The sequence below is a fragment of the Flavobacterium sp. T50_26 genome (assembly GCF_057652995.1).
The window spans coordinates 24,152-43,823 of record NZ_JBYFCC010000015.1 but is presented as its reverse complement, the minus strand read 5'-3'; the positions used below and the strand labels follow the sequence as shown (position 1 = coordinate 43,823).

The window sequence follows — 19,672 nt, the reverse complement described above, 5'->3', positions numbered from 1 at the left end:
TTTGCTTTTATGAATGAATATTTAGACCCAACCAACAAAGGTTTTAATCCGGAAGAACTCGATCTCGAAAAAAAGTTGAGACCGCTTTCATTTGATGATTTTGCCGGTCAAGACCAGGTTTTAGAAAATTTAAAAGTTTTTGTAGAAGCAGCCAATCAACGGGAAGAAGCTCTCGACCACACCCTTTTTCACGGTCCACCCGGATTAGGAAAAACAACATTAGCGAATATTTTAGCGAATGAATTAGGGGTTGGAATCAAAATTACATCCGGACCAGTGTTGGATAAACCTGGTGATTTGGCCGGATTGCTTACGAATTTAGAAGATAGAGACGTTCTCTTTATTGACGAAATTCACCGTCTTAGTCCAATTGTAGAAGAATATTTGTATTCAGCAATGGAGGATTTCAAAATTGATATTATGATTGAATCCGGTCCAAATGCCAGAACCGTTCAGATAAATTTAAATCCGTTTACATTAGTTGGAGCAACCACTCGTTCAGGCTTACTTACAGCACCAATGCGTGCTCGTTTCGGAATTCAAAGTCGATTGCAATACTACAACACCGAATTACTAACTACCATCGTTCAGCGTAGTTCTTCCATTTTGAAAGTTCCAATTTCTATGGAAGCAGCTATCGAAATTGCCGGAAGAAGTCGAGGAACACCTCGTATTGCCAATGCCTTATTACGCAGAGTTCGTGATTTTGCACAAATAAAAGGTAACGGTAAAATCGATATTGAAATAGCAAGATATGCTCTAAAAGCTCTAAACGTTGATGCTCACGGTTTAGATGAAATGGACAATAAAATCCTAAACACCATCATCGATAAATTCAAAGGTGGTCCAGTTGGTCTATCAACATTAGCAACTGCCGTTTCTGAAAGTGGCGAAACTATCGAAGAAGTCTATGAACCATTCTTAATTCAAGAAGGCTTCATCATGCGAACACCAAGAGGAAGAGAAGTAACGGAGAAAGCATACAAACATCTGGGGAAAGTTAGAACCAATATCCAAGGTGGCTTGTTCGAATAACGAAAAGCAATATAAAGCACTATGAGTTTACCGAGTTCAATTCCTGAAGTTTCTTTTTTTAAGTTCCTTAATCATGCGAATAATATTTTAAAAAATCCGTTGCCTTTTCATGCCAAAAATTTTAAAAATCTAGGTGATATTTTTCGTCTAAATATTGGTTTCGGAAAATCTGTTTTATTTTGCAGAGACGCAGGGTTATTGCAACACGCACTTCAAAAAAACCAAAAAAATTACACTAAATCGTATATTCAAACAAAAGATTTAGCAAAATATGTTGGAAAAGGTTTGTTGACAGCAGAAGGCGAACATTGGCAAAAACAACGCAAATTAATTCAACCCGCTTTCCACAAAAGTCAGCTTGTTTTATTGTTAGAGACTATCCAACATACGATTTTAGAAGAATTAAAAAATATCAAAACCGGAAAACCAATGGATGTTTTCCCGGTTTTCAACGATTTGGCCTTTCAAACTGTTGTAAAATCCATATTTAATATTGCGATTTCTGATGCTGATATTGCTTCGTTGCAACATACCACCGAAGCAACGCAACAAATGTTAGTGCAAGAACTGAGACAACCTTTTTTGGTTTGGTGGTTTAATTTATCAGGAAAGACAAAAAAGCATTTAGATTTAACTCAAAATTCCAGAACCATTCTAAGACGGTTAGTTGAAGAACGAAAGCTAAGTAACACAAAGCATGATGATTTGTTGGATATGCTTTTAAGTGCAAAATATGAAGATGGAACAAGCATGGAAGAAAATCAACTGGTAGATGAAATTTTAATTTTATTTGCAGCCGGTCATGAAACCACTTCCAATGCATTAACTTTTACCGCGGAATTATTAGCGAGACATCCTGAAGCTCAACTCAAAATTTTAAAAGAAATAAGTCAAATTAAAAGTGAGTCGAATGATATCATGCAGTGGATAAAAAATGCAACGTATACCAAGTTGGTAATTGAAGAGTCCATGCGATTGTATCCACCTGCTTATTTTATTGATAGAGTAAACATTGAACAGGAAGTTTTTAACGGAATGATTTTACCAAAAGGTTCCAATTTATTATTTTCTGTGTATGAAATTCATCGCCATCCCGATTTTTGGAAAGATCCGGAAGCATTTATACCTGAACGTTTTTTAGAGGAAAACATTAAGTTCTCAAAAAATTATTTTCCTTTTGGTGCAGGACCAAGAATGTGTATTGGAAATAATTTTGCTATGTATGAAATGATTTTAGCCATAATTGCTTTGGTTGAACAATTTGAAATCATTGAAAAGAAAGAGCCGATAGAAATAAAACCATTAATCACGTTGAAACCGCACAACGCCATTTTAGAGTTTAAAAAGAGGTAATGAACACGAATGAGAAATACTCCAACTTCATCAAGCAAGAGGCCAAACGCCTCGGTTTTTTGTCTTGCGGAATTTCCAAAGCGGGATTTTTAGAAGAAGAAGCTCCCAGATTAGAAAATTGGCTCAACAACAACATGCACGGTCAAATGAGTTATATGGAAAGCCATTTCGACAAACGTTTAAATCCAACTTTGTTGGTAGATGGAGCCAAAAGTGTAATTTCATTATTGCTGAATTATTATCCATCCGAATTTCAAAACGAAGAGAGTTACAAAATCTCAAAATATGCCTACGGACAAGATTATCATTTTGTCATAAAAGAAAAACTCAAAGAACTTTTGCATTTTATTCAAACTGAAATTGGTGAAGTGTCCGGACGTGCCTTTGTCGATTCGGCTCCGGTTTTAGACAAAGCTTGGGCAGCCAAAAGCGGTCTCGGTTGGATGGGAAAAAACACCAACCTCATAACCCAAAAAGTGGGTTCTTTCTATTTTATTGCTGAACTAATTGTAGATTTAGAATTAAACTACGATGCTCCAACCACCGACCATTGCGGTTCGTGCACAGCCTGTATTGATGCTTGCCCAACCGAAGCAATTGTTGCTCCGTATGTGGTAGATGGCAGCAAATGCATTTCGTATTTCACTATCGAATTAAAAGAAAATATTCCCGTCGAAATGAAAGGCAAATTCGATAATTGGGTTTTTGGTTGTGATGTCTGCCAAGATGTTTGTCCTTGGAATCGTTTTTCAAAACCGCATAACGAACCGCTTTTTCAAGCCAATCCCGATCTACTTTCTTTTACCAAAAAAGAGTGGGAAGAAATTACCGAAGACGTTTTTAAAGAAGTGTATAAAAATTCAGCGGTAAAACGAACGAAGCTAGAAGGGCTGAAGAGGAATGTGGAGTTTTTGAAGTAAAGCTATTATCAACTTCATTTGTTTATTTGCTATTTTTTAAAATGTTTTTTATTTAAATCAATAGAATTCAAAAAAAAACACCGGCAAAAACCGGTGTTGAAAAAGCAATTGTAACAAACGAAAACGTTCTACGCATAACAGATGAAAAGCAAGAAAGTATTCCAATTGCATTTTTGTTGAAAAAAATAAGAAACTAAAAACTATTTTCCGTTTTGCTATGACTGTTTATCTTTAAAAAAATAGTCTTCTTGAGCTTTCTGTATTGGGACAAAAAGGATTCAATGTGTATTTTGAAATCCACAAAATCATTAAAGTAGAACGTTTCACACTGAATATTATCGCATTCATTCATCCCTTCTAATTTGATGGAAAAATTGTTTAAACGTGATAAAAAAACTTCATTTTCCAATTGCTTCACATTTAGTTTTAGCATTAACTTATCAGAAATTAAATCCTTATTAGTTATGTTTTCTGGAGTTTCAAAGAAGTTTTTCAAAAAAATAATTTCTTCTTCAATTCCTTCCAATTCTTCTCTCCAAAGTTTGATGTCACGATCAAGAAATTGATGTTGAATTGTATCTTGACTGTAAAATTTCTTCAATAAATTCATATACCAATTATAAAGGTTGTTCTACTTTTGTTATTCTAATGGTGTTTAATCCCGACGGAAACTCCCATTCCACTTCATCGTTTTCAGCATACCCAAAAAGGGCAAGTCCCATTGGGGCCATGACGGATAATTTATTTTGAGATAAATCGCTCTTTTCGGGTGTAACTAAATGAAATTTCTTTTCGCCACCAAAATCGGTTTTTATCGTTACCACAGAATTGAGTCTAATCACGTCCAAAGGCATTTTTGTAGAATCTACAACCTTTGCGTTTTTAATTTCTTCCATCAATTTTTCAAACGATAACCGGTATGTTTTGTCTTTTTCATTATGAATAGTTGAAAAAAGATTTTTTAAAACTTCAAGTTCTTTTTTATCAACTACTACTTTTTCGTACTTCATGATTTTTTTGATTATTATTTATGGGAAAATACCTCTTTGAATGTAGGCTGTTTCAATTCTTTTGATTGCTAAAATATACGCCGCGGTTCGATAGTCAATTTGATCTTCGTTTACCAAATTTTCTACTTTTTTGAAAACTTCAGTCAGTTTCTTTTCAATTTTTACCATTACTTCGTCCAATGGCCAAAGTTCACCGTTTCTGTTTTGTAGCCATTCAAAATAACTTCCAATTACTCCACCGGAATTACAAAGAATATCCGGAATAATCGTTACACCATTTGCCAATAAAATTCGTTCACCTTCATTATTCGTTGGTCCGTTTGCTCCTTCGGCAATTACTTTCGACTTAATTTTCCCTGCATTTTTTTCGGTAATCTGATTACCTAATGCCGCCGGAATAATGAAATCACATTCCAATCCGAAAAAGTCTTCCGGTTCCATTTCTGTTGCTCCTTCAAAACCTTTTACCGAACCTTTTCTTGGTTTGCAATGTTCGTATAAATTGGGAACTGAAATTCCATTTTCATTAATCAAAGTGGCGTGAGCATCTTGAACAGCGATTAAAATTGCTCCATCATCCGTTAAGAATTTTGACGCCCAATAACCTACATTTCCAAAACCTTGCACGATGAATTTCTTGCCTTTCAAGGTTTCTTTTCGACCTTCAAAAAGTAATCGTAATGTAATGTAAACGCCAAACCCGGTTGCTCTGTCGCGTCCTTCTAATCCGCCTGAACCTACTGGTTTTCCGGTAACCACATGTTTATTATTTGATCGTTCCGAAGGCGATTTTGTCGACATAAATGTATCGGCAATCCAAGCCATTGTTTGTTCATTCGTGTTGACATCCGGTGCAGGAATATCATATTCCGGGCCGATATTTTCACCTAAAGCAAACGTAAATCGGCGAGTGATTCGCTCTAATTCTCCTAAAGAATAATTTCTCGGGTCAATTTGAATTCCTCCTTTTGCTCCACCATAAGGCAATCCGGCTAACGAAGTTTTCCAGGTCATCCACATTGCTAACGCTTTAGCATCATCAACATCAACCGTTGGATGATAACGCAATCCACCTTTGTATGGTCCCAATGCGTTGTTATGTTGCACACGGTATCCGGTGAAAATTTCAATGGAACCATCATCCATTTTTACAGGGAAATGAATAATGATTTCATTGTTTGTAATTGATAAAATTTTTCGAATATTTGGATTTAAATTCATTGAATCGGCCGTTTTATTGAACTGCTCGATTACGTTGTCCAACATTGTTTTCTGTTTTTGTTCTTTTAAAATTTCCATTATCTGTTTGTTTAAATATATTCTTCGCATTCTATTTTTTTGGTTTGCATCCAAACACAATTGCTGTTGTTCAAACAATTGCTGCAGATGCCAAACACCATTATATTGTTTTCAAAATGAGATGAAACTGTGATTTTGTTCTCAAAGTTCATTTCTGCCAATAACATTTCATTCCTTTTTTCAAAGGATTGGGTTTTTAAAATCTCCATAATAATTATAAACTTGTTTCAAGCCCTACGCTATACAAGGTGCGTGCCAAAGGAAATTTTAAACAACCACGGTGTTGATAATCAATTTATTATGAAATAAGTGTAAAATAGAGATGAATTTTTTGCCGAGGAGTAAAGTCTCGACCGATTCATTTCTCCCCGATTTTAGAGAAGTTTTTGACGGAGTGTCTTGCGGTCAATTTGAAGAATCTCTGCCGCTTTCGTTTTATTGTTGTTTACGGCAGATAAAACTTTTAAAATGTATGCTTTTTCAATTTCGTGAAGTGGTTTTAAATGAGCACTTTCCGATGGTTGTTTGTATTTTAATTGTTTTGGAATTAAGTCAACATCAATTTCGTGATCGCACATCACAATTAGTCGTTGCATAATATTTTCTAATTCCCGAACGTTTCCCGGCCAATCGTGACGGGTTAAAATGTCTATCGCTTTTGGAGTAATGCTAATGTTCGATTTTCCATACTCTTTTTCATATTTTTTAATGAACGTATTAATTAGCGGTACTAAATCCGATTTTCGATTTCGTAAAGGTGTCGACTCAATGCTCACAACATTCAAACGATAATACAAATCTTCTCTGAATGTTCCGTTTTTAATCATATTTTGCAAGTTGCTATTGGTCGCAGAAATAATTCTGATTTCAATTTTTTCTGCCGTTTGAGAACCAACCATCGTGATTTCTTTTTCTTGCAAAACCCTCAATAATCTACTTTGAACGGTTAATGAGGCATTTCCAATTTCATCCAAAAAAATTGTTCCGCCTGCAGCGGCGTGAAACAAACCTTTCTTTGTTTCATTTGCTCCGGTAAAAGCACCTTTTACATAACCAAATAATTCCGATTCAAGTAAAGTTTCAGGTATTCCACCACAGTTTACGGTAATAAATGGCTGTGATGCATAACGGCCATTGTAGTGAATTGCTCTCGCAATAAGTTCTTTTCCGGTTCCACTTTCTCCTTCGATTAAAACAGTTACACGATTGTTTTTTACACGTTCAATTACATCAATTAATTTATAATGTTCTTCAGAATCACCAACAATTCCGGCATAAAACGTTTCTTTTAAAACTTTTTTCTCGATAGAGTGATTCAAATTTTGAGCAGAATTTTTCAAACAAATTTGTATGGCCTTTTTTAATTCTTCACTTGTAAATGGTTTACTTAAATAATCTAAAGCTCCTGATTTTACAGCATTTATCGCCGTATCAACAGATGGAAAACCAGTAATAACTAATTTTGGAATGGAAGGAAAATGTTCCGATGCATATTTGATTAATTCAATTCCATTAATTTCCGGCATTTGCAAATCGGTAATCAGTAAATCAATAGAAGTTGATTTTAAAACCTCAATCGCCTCATTAACAGAAGAAGCTTTGTAGGCATGAAAATTAAATGATTTCAAATTACGTTGAAGCAGTTCCAACATATCATAATTGTCATCTACAATTAGAATATTTTCTTTTTTAAGTTTCATTACAATTATTTTAAAGGTAATTTAATTCTGAAAATCGTTCCTTTTGGTTTGTTGTCTACTGCTTCAATCGTTCCTTGGTGACTTTTAATGATTCCATGTACTACGCTTAATCCTAATCCGGTTCCTTCACCAAGTGGTTTTGTGGTGAAAAACGGTTCAAAAATTTTATGTTTAATTTCATCATCAATCCCTTTTCCGTTGTCTTTAATTTCTATAACAAAATGACTTTCAGTTGAAAAAACACTTACGTGAATTTCACTTTTTGGAGGCGAAACATAAATAGCATTCAAAAGTATGTTAAACAACACTTGAGTAAGTTGTATGTTGTCAATTTGTGCCTTAATATCATCATCTGCAAAACTAACTTTATAATTAATTTCACCTTTTTTAAAATTCGGACCAAGCAAAGTTAATGCCTGCATAATAATTGGTTTGACAGCAAAAACACTTTTATTTTGAGGCATTTCGCAGGAGAAAAACATAAGATTTTTAACTATTTCACGGGAATAAATGGCCGCATTTATAATTTTTGCAATATCGCGATCAATTTGAGGATTATTATTTTGTTGTTTAATTAATTCAGCAAAGCCTAAAATATTTCCCAGTGGCGTATTCAATTCATGAGCAATACCGGCAGTAATTTCTCCTAAAATTGATAATCTATCAACTCTTTCTGCACTTCTTTTTAAATAAGCTTCTTTAATTTGGTTTTCCTTTTTTTCTAAATAGAAACTAACTTCATAACATACTTTTTTTAATAGTTTTTTTTCGTCATCTAAAAAATCGTTTTCATTGAAATCCGTAGCGGGATAATGAATTTTTATTTCGCCAACAATATTGTTTTCTATTAGTAAATTATCTTTTACAAAAATTGTTTTTTCACTCTTTTCATTTGTAGAAAAATACAAATCTTTAAAATAAATTTCAACAATTGCCTTTTCAGAAAAACGCCATGCTTCCTTTAGTCTCGATGCAATTGCAACAAATACTTCCTCGTTAGTCAATTCCTGTTGATTAAGAATATTTGTCACTTCATAAAGACAACTTAATTCTTTAATTCGTTCGGTTAATTTTTCTTCTGTAGAAAATTGGCTCATTATGTTATTGTTAAATGAATTAATAATCGGGGAAAATTTACCCACTTCAAAGGTATTCAATATTTTAATTAGTTTGGAGATTCAATTAATATTTAAAAGTATTTTTGAGATTAATTTTATCCTAAAATGTGGAAGTAAAAATTAAACTATTTTTTATGTTTTATATTATCTTGAACTCTCTTACCTTTGTGAGTCAATCATACAAGAACCAAATTCATGCACAAAGATTCAAAACGCAGAGAAGCCCTTTTATATCACGCTAAACCAACTCCAGGGAAAATACAAGTCGTGCCTACTAAAAAATATGCCACCCAACGTGATTTGTCACTGGCTTATTCACCGGGAGTAGCTGAACCATGTTTGGAAATTGCCAAAGATGTAAATAATGTCTATAAATACACAGCCAAAGGAAATTTGGTTGCTGTAATCACTAACGGAACAGCTGTTTTAGGTTTGGGAGACATTGGGCCCGAAGCCTCAAAGCCTGTAATGGAAGGAAAGGCATTGCTTTTTAAAATTTTTGCGGATATTGATGTGTTTGATATAGAAGTTGACACAAAAGACATTGATGCTTTCATTGAAACAGTAAAAAATATTGCACCTACTTTTGGAGGAATAAATTTAGAAGACATCAAAGCACCAGAATCTTTTGAAATTGAACGCCGTTTGGTAGAAGAATTAAATATTCCGGTGATGCATGATGATCAACACGGAACTGCGATTATTTCTTCGGCAGCACTTTTAAATGCTCTTGATCTAGCCGGAAAAAAGGCAGAAGACATTAAGTTAGTAGTTTCAGGAGCAGGTTCGGCAGCACTAGCATGCGTAAACCTTTATTTGCTTTTGGGTGTAAAAGTTGAAAATATTGTTATGTTTGACAGCAAAGGAATTTTGTATAAAAACCGTGAAGATTTATCAGAATTGCAAACCAAATATGCAAACGGTAAAATCGGAGGCACTCTGCAAGAAGCTCTGGTAAATGCTGATATGTTTTTAGGTCTCTCTGCAGGAAACATTTTGACACCGGAAATGCTTTTGTCAATGGCAAATGATCCAATTGTATTTGCAATGGCGAATCCAATTCCGGAAGTAGATTATAATGTAGCTATAAATACCAGAAAAGATATTATTATGGCAACCGGTCGCTCAGACCATCCTAATCAAGTGAATAATGTATTGGGATTTCCTTATATTTTTAGGGGAGCGTTGGATGTTAGAGCAACAAAAATTAACGAAGCTATGAAAATGGCCGCTGTTAAAGCTTTGGCGGAGTTAGCAAAAATGCCAGTTCCTGAACAGGTTAACATTGCATATGGCGAAACCAAATTGAATTTTGGTCGAGATTATATTATTCCGAAACCATTTGACCCACGATTAATAACAATTGTTGCACCCGCAGTTGCAAAAGCAGCGATGGATTCCGGTGTTGCTCTGAATCCAATTTTAGATTGGGATAAATATGAAGAAGAATTAGCAGAGCGATTAGGCTCAGATAATAAAATGGTTCGCCTTTTGGCTAATCGAGCTAAAACAGATCCAAAACGAATTGTGTTTGCCGAAGCCGATCATTTAGATGTATTAAAAGCCGCTCAAATTGTTATGGAAGAAGGAATTGGAAAACCAATCCTTTTAGGTAATAAAGAAACCATTTTAGAGTTAAAAGAAGAAATTGGTTTTGATGCCGATGTGCCTATTCTTGATCCCAAAACAAAAGAAATGGATGAAAAACGAATGCAGTATGCCAATTCTTTTTGGGAAGCTAGAAAGCGACGCGGAATTACTTTGTTGGATGCTCAAAAATGGATGCGTGAACGCAATTATTTTGCTGCAATGATGGTTAATGAAGGTGAAGCAGATGCTTTAGTAACAGGCTATTCCAGAAGTTATCCTTCTACCGTTAAGCCAATTATGCAGTTGATAGACAAAGCTCCCGGCGTAAGTAGAATTGCCACAACAAACATGATGATGACTAATCGCGGACCAATATTTTTCTCCGATACCGCAATCAATGTTGATCCAACCGCAGATGATTTAGCAAAAATTGCTTTAATGACAGCAAAAACAGTAAAAATGTTTGGAATGCAACCGGTTATTGCAATGGTTTCCTATTCAAATTTTGGTTCTTCTAGTAGTCAAAGTGCCGAAAAAGTTCGCCAGGCTGTAGCCTATTTACATAAATATTATCCTGATTTAATTGTAGATGGCGAAATTCAAGCCGATTTTGCTTTAAATCCTGAAATGTTGAAAAATAAATTTCCGTTTTCAAAATTAGCCGGAAAAAAAGTAAATACATTAATTTATCCTAATCTGGAAGCAGCAAATATCAATTATAAAATGCTAAAAGAATTGTATAAAGTTGATTCAATTGGACCAATAATGTTAGGGTTAGACAAGCCTGTGCACATTTTTCAATTGGGAGCCAGCGTTGAAGAAATGGTTAACATGGCAGCCGTTGCCGTGGTTGATGCCCAAGAAAAGGAAAAGCGTTACAAATCACTCAAAGTAAGTTTTTAACTTATTTTTTAGTTATTAATCGTTTTATTGATTGGTAATTAAAGATTTTTGTTACATTTGAAAATTAACTAAAAGCATTCATGATTGCTCATATACAAGGTCGTTTGGTGGAAAAATCACCTACCGATGTAGTTATCGACTGCAACGGTGTGGGATATCATCTTCATATTTCATTGCATACTTTTTCACTTATTCCAAATTCAGAAAATATTAAATTATTTACGCACCTTCAAATTAAAGAAGATGCTCACACATTATTTGGTTTTGTAGAAAAGTCTGAACGTGAAATATTTAAGTTATTACTTTCTGTTTCAGGAATTGGAGCCAGCATTGCAAGAACAATGCTTTCTTCTATGGAACCTAAACAAATTTTACAAGCAATAGCTACTGGTGACGTGGTTTCCATACAATCCATTAAAGGAATCGGAACAAAAACAGCACAACGTGTAATTTTAGATTTGAAAGAAAAAGTGTTAAAAGTGTATGATTTAGATGAAGTTTCTATGTCATCAAACAATACAAATAAAGATGAAGCGTTATCTGCTTTGGAAGTTTTAGGTTTTAACAAAAAATTGGCAGAAAAAGTAGTAGAAAAAATTGCAAGAGAGAATCCGGATGCCACCATTGAATCGATAATTAAACAAGCATTAAAAAATTTATAATTCTTGAAAACTACGTATAATTTTAATTTTGTTGCGTCATTCAAAGCTTGCTTTTTTTGGCTAATTTTACTTTTAAGTATCACCACATTTTCTCAAGAAGATGAAAATGAAACCCCAGTAGATTCAGTTGGTTATAACAAAGGGAAAGTAGAATTAAATAATCCACCAAGTATCGTCTCTGCCTACACATATGATCCGGTTACTGATCGCTATATTTATAATAGTAAAATAGGTGAATTCAATATCAATTATCCGGTTATTTTAACGCCAAAAGAATATGAAGAATTGGTGCTTCGTGAGTCGATGCGAAATTATTTCAAACAAAAATTAGATGCCATCGACGGTAAAAAAGAAGGAGCAGACGATGCCAAAAAAGATTTATTACCGCGATATTATGTAAACTCTGGATTTTTTGAAACTATATTTGGTAGTAACACCATTGATGTTCAGCCTCGTGGATCTGTAGAAATGGATTTGGGTGTTCGTTATACTAAGCAAGATAATCCCTCTTTTTCTCCCAGAAACAGAACCACAACAACATTTGATTTTGACCAACGGATAAACATGAGTTTAACCGGAAAAGTGGGAACACGATTAAATGTAAATGCAAATTATGATACCCAATCAACCTTTGCTTTTCAAAATTTAATTAAGTTAGAATATGCTCCCGAAGAAGATGCTATTCTTCAAAAATTAGAGGTAGGTAACGTTAGTATGCCACTAAATAATACTTTAATTCGTGGTGCTCAAAGTTTATTTGGGGTAAAAGCCCAATTGCAATTTGGTAGAACAACGATAACCGGTGTTTTCTCCGAACAAAAATCACAAACACGTTCTGTAACTGCAGAGGGAGGCGGAACTGTGCAAGATTTTCAAATGTTTGCGTTGGAATATGATTCTGATAGACACTTTTTCCTTTCTCAATATTTTAGAAGTCGATATGATGCTTCTTTACGACAATATCCAATGATAGATAGCCGTGTGCAAATTACCCGGATTGAAGTTTGGATAACCAACCGTCAAAACAGAATAAACACCTCGCAAGAAGGAAATAATTTGCGAAATATTATTGCACTTCAAGATTTAGGAGAAGCTCAATTGCCCGGATTAACTGATGATGAAGTTGTGGGGATAGATCCAATTCCGCCAGGTTTCTTTAATGTCATAGCAAACACACCATCCAAAAACTCAAACAACGATTTTGACCCTGCTTTGATTCAAAGTGGAGGAGGTTTGTTGCGTCCGCAAATTAGAGAAATAGTGACATCAAACGAAGGGTTTAATTATAATGCCGTTGAAGGTTTAGACTATTCGAAATTAGAAAATGCACGAAAATTAACTTCTAATGAATTTACATTTCATCCTCAATTAGGGTATATTTCGCTTCAACAAAAATTAGCGAATGACGAAGTAATTGCAGTAGCCTATCAATATACAATTGGTGATGAAGTATATCAAGTAGGAGAGTTTGGTAACGACGGAGTAGAATCAACAGTAGTAGATCCGGGAACAAATATTCCGGTTACACAATGTTTGGTTCTAAAAATGTTGAAAAGTAATTTAACTAATGTAGACATGCCAATTTGGAATTTAATGATGAAAAACATCTATCAAATTCCGGGAGCATTTCAATTATCTCAAGAAGATTTTAGATTTAATATACTTTATTCAGATCCTTCACCTTTAAATTATATTACATTAACCAATCCACTACCTTCACCTGAAGATGAAGTTTCGGAAACACCTTTGCTTAGGGTTTTTAATGTTGATAGATTAAATTATACCAATGACCCGCAACAAGGAGGTGATGGATTCTATGATTTTATTCCTGGTTTAACAGTTGACAGTCAAAACGGACGATTAATTTTTACCACAGTAGAACCTTTTGGAGAGCATTTGTTTGATAAATTAAAATCAAGTCCGGGCGAAGATTACAACAATACAATAACTGGCTATAACACAAATCAAAGTAAATATGTTTATCGAAAAATGTATCGAAGCACACAGGCCGATGCACTTCAAGAAAGCGAAAAAAATAAATTTTTACTTCGTGGTCGTTATAAATCAACCGGTGGAGACGGAATTCCAATCGGTGCATTCAATGTTCCAAGAGGTTCAGTTGTTGTAACCGCTGGTGGGAGAACATTGTCAGAAGGAATTGATTATACCGTAAACTATCAATTAGGAAGAGTAAGAATTTTAGATCCATCGCTTCAAGCTTCAGGAACACCAATCAATATCTCTGTAGAAAATAATTCTGTTTTTGGTCAACAAACCAGACGCTTTATGGGTGTGAATGTAGATCATAAATTTTCTGAAAAATTTCAAATAGGAGCTACTTATTTACGAATGACCGAAAGACCATTTACACAAAAATCAAGTTTTGGTCAGGAATCTGTAAACAACTCAATTTTTGGTTTTAACGGAAACTATTCAACAGAAGTTCCTTTTTTAACAAGATTAGTAAATAAATTGCCAAATATTGATACAGATGTTCCTTCTAATATTTCTCTTCGAGGTGAAGTAGCCTTTCTAAAGCCAGACACCCCAAAAGCTGATAGTTTTAATGGAGAATCTACTCTTTATGTAGATGATTTTGAAGGTTCGCAAACAACTATCGATATGAAATCGGCATTGTCTTGGAGTTTGTCAAGTGTGCCGCTAAATAACAACGAAAGCACTTATAATTTTGGAGAAACACTTACAGGAAGAAATACCGGTTTTAAAAGAGCAAAATTAGCATGGTATACAGTAGACCCAATTTTTTATACCAGCCAAAGACCAGCCAGTATTTCTGATGAAGAAATGGCTTTAAACAAAACAAGAAGGATTTTTATCAACGAAATTTTTCCGGTAACAGATATTGCTCAAGGACAACAAACCGTTATTAATACTTTAGATTTAACTTATTTTCCATCGGAAAGAGGACCGTACAACTATAATCCTGATACAACACCAGAAAACACCTTGCCAAACCCTGAATCGAATTTTGGAGGTATCATGCGTGCAATCAATTCTACCAATTTTGAACAGGGAAATGTGGAGTATATTCAATTTTGGATGTTGGATCCTTATCATGGAACAGATGAATTTAATCCTACAAACACTGGAGAAATTTATATTAACTTAGGAGAAATTTCAGAAGATGTTTTAAAAGACGGAAGAAAACAATATGAAAATGGTTTGCCGGGAGTAGGTTCAACTCAACCAACCATTCCTACTTTTTGGGGTAAAGTTCCAGCTTCTCAATCTTTAATTTATGCTTTTGACACAGAAGATGGCAACAGAGCCCTTCAAGATGTTGGTTTAGATGGTGTAAACGATGCAGAAGAAGCACAAATAGATGGCTTAACACCACAGTTTTTAGCATTTGAAGATCCAGCTGCAGATAATTATCAATTCTATCTAGATGCTACCGGAAATGTAATCGAACGGTATAAAAATTATAACGGTTTAGAGCAAAATTCTCCCGTGAATGTTTCGGATAATAACCGTGGAAATTCAACTTTACCTGACACAGAAGACATCAATAGAGATAATACGATGAATACGATTAATGCGTATTTTGAATATAAAATCGATCTTTCTCCCGGCATGGTTGTTGGACAAAATTTTATTACAGATATTGTTCCGGTAGCGGCAATTCCACCAAGCAGTAGCGGACCTGGTTTTCCGGCAGCAAGATGGCTTCAGTTTAAAATTCCAGTTACACAGCACTCAAACAAAATTGGAAGTATCTCCGATTTTCGTTCCATCCGATTTATGAGAATGTTCATGACCGGTTTTACCGAAGAAATGACAGTGCGTTTTGGTGTTTTAGAATTAGTTCGTGGCGAGTGGAGAAGATACCTAGGAACATTAGATCCTAACGAAACCGTAACCTTGATTGAAGACGAGGATGACAATACAGCATTTGATGTTCAATCAGTTAATATTCAAGAAAATAGCAATAGAACACCTATTCGATATGTAATGCCACCTGGTGTAGATCGTGAACAATTATACAATAACAATACTGTAATCAATCAAAACGAACAATCGCTTTCACTTCGCGTAGCTAAGCAAAACACAAGTCTTCCCGGAGGTTTAGAGCCGGAAGATTCAAGAGCCGTTTTCAAAAATTTAGAAGTTGATATGCGTCAGTTTGAAAAACTGAAAATGTTTATTCACGCAGAGGCTCTTGATGACAATGAAACAATGCTTGTTGATGATGAAATGGTTGCTTTTATTCGGTTTGGAAATGACTTTACGCAAAACTTTTACCAAGTAGAAATTCCATTAAAAGTTACTCAATTTGGTGCAACTACCGCAGAAGATGTTTGGCCACAAGCCAATGAAATAGATTTAAATCTAGCATTGCTAACACAATTAAAAATTTTAGCAATAAATGGTGCTAATCCTGATCCAAATGAAATTTATTTTCAAGAGGAAGATCAATTGGATCCTTCAGCAGCTTCAAAACCAAACAAACTTCGTTTAGGTATAAAAGGAAATCCTAATTTCGGTTTAGTAAGAACGTTGATGATTGGTTTGAGAAATTCAAAAACCGGAGCTGTAGAAACGCAAAGTATTCGTGGAGAAGTTTGGTTTAACGAATTGCGAGTGGCAGGTTTAAAGAACAAAGGAGGATTTGCCGCAATTTTAAACATGGATGCAAATGCTGCTGATTTTGCTACAGTTTCTGCTACCGGTAGAATGAGCACAATTGGTTTTGGAGCTTTAGAGCAAGGCGTAAATGAAAGAAGTCGTGAAGATATGCAACAATATGACATTGTAACAAATGTTAATGTTGGTCAGTTACTTCCAAAAAAATGGGGTGTTAATTTACCATTCAATTATGCAGTTGGAGAACAAACAATTACTCCGGAATATGATCCGTTTAATCAAGATATCAGACTAGAGCAATTGATGGACATTACCACCGATGATGCAGAACGTGAAAATATCGAAAAAAGAGCAATCGATTATACAAAACGAAAAAGTATAAATTTCATTGGTGTTAGAAAAGAACGTGCACCGGAACAAAAAGCACGGGTTTATGATGTTGAAAATTTAACACTTTCGCATTCGTTCAATGAAGTTGAAAAACATAATTATGAAATTGAAGATTTTATTGATCAGCAAACTAGAACTTCTGTGGATTATGCTCACACATTTCAAGCTAAACCGATTGAGCCTCTCAAAAGCAATAAGTTTATGAAGAAGTCTCAATATTGGAAATTGTTGAGTGACTTCAATTTTAATTATTTGCCTTCAAATATCAACTTTAGTACTAATGTAATCAGACAATTCAACCGTCAGCAATTCAGACAAGTTGAAGTAGAAGGAATTCCATTATCTGCTTTATACAGAAGAAATTATTTGTTTAATTATCAGTACGGTTTCAATTTCAATTTAACCAAATCATTAAAATTGAATTACACAGTTAGCAGAAGTAATATTGTTCGAAATTATTTTGACGAAGAAGGATTCCCGGAAGAAGAAAACAGAATTTTCGATGACTACTGGAATGCGGGAACACCTGATCAACACAACCAACAATTTGTTCTGAACTATGAACTTCCCTTAAATAAATTACCGTTTTTGAGTTTCTTAAAATCGAATTATTCATACACCGGAACCTATAGTTGGATGCGTTCTTCCGATGCTTTATCATCTTTTGAAGCAGAAGACGGACAAATATTTGATTTGGGAAATACTATCCAAAATTCAGCTTCTCATAGAATAAATGCTACGATGAATATGGATATGTTTTATAAATATATCGGTTTAACGAAAGGGCCAAAAAAACCGGCAGCTCAGCCTAAACCTGCAGCTCCAAAACCGGGTGAAAAAATTGTTAGTACTAGACAGCCTCAACAAACAGAAGGTAACGTTTTTGTTGATGGATTGATTGGTGTTGTAACAAGTGTAAAAAATCTTCAAATAAATTATACTCAAAATGAAGGTACTGTTTTGCCGGGATATACACCAACTTTAGGCTTTTTTGGAACATCAAAACCAACAACCGGATTTGTGTTCGGACTTCAAGATGATGTTCGTTATGAAGCCGCTCGAAGAGGTTGGTTAACCATTTATCCTGAATTTAACCAAAACTTTACACAAGTTGTAACGAAACAATTAAATGCTACAGCAAAAGTTGACTTGTTCCCTGATTTTACAATTGATTTAACCGCTGATAGAAATTATATGGAAAATTTCTCAGAGCAATATGATGTTGAGAGTGGAATTTATAATTCAAGATCACCATATACTACAGGAAATTTCAACATTTCAACAATTTTAATAAAAACTGCGTTCTCTAAAAGTGATGAATTTAATTCGGCAGCTTTTCAAGATTTTAGAGATAATCGTTTAGTTATCGCAAATCGACTAGCATCACAATATTATGTAGGAGATATTCCACGAGTAACAGATTCAACAGATCCAAATTTTGGATATCCTGTAGGGTTTGGAAGAAATAGTCAGGCGGTTTTAATCCCATCCTTTTTAGCAGCCTATTCCGGTAAAGAGTCGGGTGGAATTTCATTGGGTGCATTTAGAGATTTTCCGCTTCCAAACTGGACAGTAAAATACAGTGGTTTAATGCGATATAAATTCTTTAAAGACAGATTCAAACGTTTTTCTTTACAGCATAGTTACAAAGCATCCTACACCATTAATTCTTATCGATCTAATTTTGAATATGAGCAAAACCCAAATCAGTTGGATCAAGGAGGTAATTTTTACAATAAAACACTTGTTCAAAATATTAACTTAGTTGAACAATTTAATCCATTGATTCGTGTAGATTTTGAAATGCAAAATTCATTTAAGTTTTTAGCCGAAATGAAAAAAGACAGAGCACTATCTATGAGTTTTGATAATAACCTGCTCACAGAAATTCAAGGTTTAGAATACGTTGTTGGACTTGGTTTCCGCTTTAAAGATGTTACATTTACATCTGCATTAGCTGATAATCCGCAGGGAATTATTAAAAGTGATATAAATATTAGAACAGACTTTTCTTTTAGAGATAACAAAACCATTGTTCGTTATTTAGATTATGATAATAATCAACTATCCGGAGGCCAAAATATATGGTCTGCAAAGCTAACTGCAGATTATGCTTTTAGTAAAAATCTTACAGCTATTTTCTATTATGATCATACTTTCTCCAAAGCCGTGATTTCAACAGCATTTCCACTAACAAATATTAGAGCTGGATTTACTTTGCGATACAATTTTGGAAATTAACATAAAAATTAATAGAAAAATAGTTTAAAATAATCGCATAAAAATTACATTTGTACAAACAATTTACAATAATGAATATACCATCAAATTTAAAGTACACAAAAGACCACGAATGGGTTAGTTTAGAAGGCGATGTTGCTACTGTTGGAATAACCGATTTTGCTCAAAAAGAATTAGGCGATATCGTTTATGTAGAAGTAGAAACACTTGATCAAACACTTGACAAAGATGAAGTTTTTGGAACAGTAGAAGCTGTTAAAACCGTTTCAGATTTGTTTTTACCTTTGGCAGGAGAAATTATAGAGTTCAACGAAGAACTTGAAACCAAACCAGAAAGTGTAAACACTGATCCTTATGGTGCTGGATGGATGATAAAAATAAAAGTATCAAATCCAAATGATTTTGCAGATTTGTTAACCGATGAAGCCTATAAAGAATTAATAGGTGCATAAAAAAAAAATTCTCATACTCGCCTTGTTTTTTTGGTTAATAGGTATCACTACATTGAGCTTGGTTAGTATGAATGGTATGTCAATTGACGCTCCAAAAAACGCAGACAAATACGTTCACTTTTTATTTTATTTTATTTTAACCCTATTGCTCATTTTAAATTTAGGGTTTAATTTGAAAGTAAAATTTCCCATTGTAATTTCTTTTTTTATTGCGGTGATTTATGGCATAATTATTGAAATATTACAAGGACAATTAACTGAAAACCGAAAACCGGAATTAACAGATGCTTTATTCAACTCCCTAGGAAGTTTAACAGCAGTAATTCTTGTTGTTCTAAATAGAAAAAGGTTAAATTTTATAAAATAATTTTAATATTTTTGATAAATAGCTATA

13 protein-coding genes are annotated in these 19,672 nt (G+C 34.1%); 8 read left to right on the top strand and 5 right to left on the bottom strand.

Translation table 11 applies throughout. The features are described from left to right. The first annotated feature begins 9 nt into the window (after positions 1 to 9). Genes ruvB through queG form a run of 3 tightly spaced genes read left to right on the top strand, consistent with a single transcriptional unit; the run spans position 10 to position 3,308 of the window. Positions 10 to 1,035, top strand: a complete 1,026-nt coding sequence (gene ruvB, locus AC23MC_RS10320) for a Holliday junction branch migration DNA helicase RuvB (RefSeq protein ID WP_291095852.1) — start codon at positions 10 to 12, stop codon at positions 1,033 to 1,035. Positions 1,036 to 1,056: 21 nt separating this feature from the next. Beyond that, positions 1,057 to 2,388, top strand: coding sequence for a cytochrome P450 (locus tag AC23MC_RS10315; protein ID WP_487568282.1), 1,332 nt, complete (start codon positions 1,057 to 1,059; stop codon positions 2,386 to 2,388). Further along, positions 2,388 to 3,308, top strand: a complete 921-nt coding sequence (gene queG, locus AC23MC_RS10310) for a tRNA epoxyqueuosine(34) reductase QueG (RefSeq protein ID WP_487568281.1) — start codon at positions 2,388 to 2,390, stop codon at positions 3,306 to 3,308. Before AC23MC_RS10315 ends, queG begins: the two co-directional genes overlap by 1 nt. 193 nt (positions 3,309 to 3,501) lie before the next feature. Here the strand turns inward: queG and AC23MC_RS10305 are convergent, their stop codons facing one another. The 5 genes from AC23MC_RS10305 to AC23MC_RS10285 form a co-directional block, all read right to left on the bottom strand. Further along, complete coding sequence (locus tag AC23MC_RS10305) at positions 3,502 to 3,918, bottom strand: hypothetical protein (protein WP_487568280.1); 417 nt, start codon at positions 3,916 to 3,918, stop codon at positions 3,502 to 3,504. 7 nt (positions 3,919 to 3,925) lie between these two features. Further along, the gene (locus tag AC23MC_RS10300; RefSeq protein WP_487568279.1) at positions 3,926 to 4,318 is read right to left on the bottom strand and encodes a GreA/GreB family elongation factor; all 393 of its coding nucleotides are present in this window, start codon (positions 4,316 to 4,318) and stop codon (positions 3,926 to 3,928) included. A gap of 18 nt (positions 4,319 to 4,336) precedes the next feature. After that, entirely contained in the window at positions 4,337 to 5,617 is a 1,281-nt protein-coding gene (locus tag AC23MC_RS10295; protein ID WP_487568278.1) for a Glu/Leu/Phe/Val family dehydrogenase, read from the bottom strand. A gap of 374 nt (positions 5,618 to 5,991) precedes the next feature. Then, positions 5,992 to 7,317 carry a sigma-54-dependent transcriptional regulator gene (locus tag AC23MC_RS10290; RefSeq protein ID WP_487568277.1) on the bottom strand — a complete coding sequence of 442 codons (1,326 nt, stop codon included), beginning with the start codon at positions 7,315 to 7,317 and terminating at the stop codon, positions 5,992 to 5,994. 5 nt (positions 7,318 to 7,322) lie between these two features. Beyond that, positions 7,323 to 8,414, bottom strand: a complete 1,092-nt coding sequence (locus AC23MC_RS10285; protein WP_487568276.1) for a sensor histidine kinase — start codon at positions 8,412 to 8,414, stop codon at positions 7,323 to 7,325. Between the two features lie 216 nt (positions 8,415 to 8,630). Between AC23MC_RS10285 and AC23MC_RS10280 the strand changes: the two genes are divergently transcribed. The 5 genes from AC23MC_RS10280 (at position 8,631) to AC23MC_RS10260 (ending at position 19,645) form a co-directional block, all read left to right on the top strand. After that, the gene (locus AC23MC_RS10280) at positions 8,631 to 10,928 is read left to right on the top strand and encodes an NADP-dependent malic enzyme (protein ID WP_487568275.1); all 2,298 of its coding nucleotides are present in this window, start codon (positions 8,631 to 8,633) and stop codon (positions 10,926 to 10,928) included. An 80-nt stretch (positions 10,929 to 11,008) separates the two neighbouring features. Continuing rightward, positions 11,009 to 11,590, top strand: coding sequence for a Holliday junction branch migration protein RuvA (gene ruvA / locus AC23MC_RS10275; protein WP_487568274.1), 582 nt, complete (start codon positions 11,009 to 11,011; stop codon positions 11,588 to 11,590). A 3-nt stretch (positions 11,591 to 11,593) separates the two neighbouring features. Beyond that, complete coding sequence (sov, locus tag AC23MC_RS10270) at positions 11,594 to 18,826, top strand: T9SS outer membrane translocon Sov/SprA (protein WP_487568273.1); 7,233 nt, start codon at positions 11,594 to 11,596, stop codon at positions 18,824 to 18,826. A gap of 71 nt (positions 18,827 to 18,897) precedes the next feature. After that, positions 18,898 to 19,278, top strand: coding sequence for a glycine cleavage system protein GcvH (gene gcvH, locus AC23MC_RS10265; RefSeq protein WP_487568272.1), 381 nt, complete (start codon positions 18,898 to 18,900; stop codon positions 19,276 to 19,278). A gap of 67 nt (positions 19,279 to 19,345) precedes the next feature. Beyond that, the gene (locus tag AC23MC_RS10260; RefSeq protein WP_487568271.1) at positions 19,346 to 19,645 is read left to right on the top strand and encodes a VanZ family protein; all 300 of its coding nucleotides are present in this window, start codon (positions 19,346 to 19,348) and stop codon (positions 19,643 to 19,645) included. Positions 19,646 to 19,672: the final 27 nt, after the last annotated feature.

Excerpts from the sequence above, each read along its gene's own strand:
- ruvB (WP_291095852.1), top strand. The coding sequence starts at position 10 with ATGAATGAATATTTAGACCCAACCAACAAAGGTTTTAATCCGGAAGAA.
- AC23MC_RS10315 (WP_487568282.1), top strand. The coding sequence starts at position 1,057 with ATGAGTTTACCGAGTTCAATTCCTGAAGTTTCTTTTTTTAAGTTCCTT.
- queG (WP_487568281.1), top strand. The coding sequence starts at position 2,388 with ATGAACACGAATGAGAAATACTCCAACTTCATCAAGCAAGAGGCCAAA.
- AC23MC_RS10305 (WP_487568280.1), bottom strand. The coding sequence starts at position 3,918 with ATGAATTTATTGAAGAAATTTTACAGTCAAGATACAATTCAACATCAA.
- AC23MC_RS10300 (WP_487568279.1), bottom strand. The coding sequence starts at position 4,318 with ATGAAGTACGAAAAAGTAGTAGTTGATAAAAAAGAACTTGAAGTTTTA.
- AC23MC_RS10295 (WP_487568278.1), bottom strand. The coding sequence starts at position 5,617 with ATGGAAATTTTAAAAGAACAAAAACAGAAAACAATGTTGGACAACGTA.
- AC23MC_RS10290 (WP_487568277.1), bottom strand. The coding sequence starts at position 7,317 with ATGAAACTTAAAAAAGAAAATATTCTAATTGTAGATGACAATTATGAT.
- AC23MC_RS10285 (WP_487568276.1), bottom strand. The coding sequence starts at position 8,414 with ATGAGCCAATTTTCTACAGAAGAAAAATTAACCGAACGAATTAAAGAA.
- AC23MC_RS10280 (WP_487568275.1), top strand. The coding sequence starts at position 8,631 with ATGCACAAAGATTCAAAACGCAGAGAAGCCCTTTTATATCACGCTAAA.
- ruvA (WP_487568274.1), top strand. The coding sequence starts at position 11,009 with ATGATTGCTCATATACAAGGTCGTTTGGTGGAAAAATCACCTACCGAT.
- gcvH (WP_487568272.1), top strand. The coding sequence starts at position 18,898 with ATGAATATACCATCAAATTTAAAGTACACAAAAGACCACGAATGGGTT.
- AC23MC_RS10260 (WP_487568271.1), top strand. The coding sequence starts at position 19,346 with ATGAATGGTATGTCAATTGACGCTCCAAAAAACGCAGACAAATACGTT.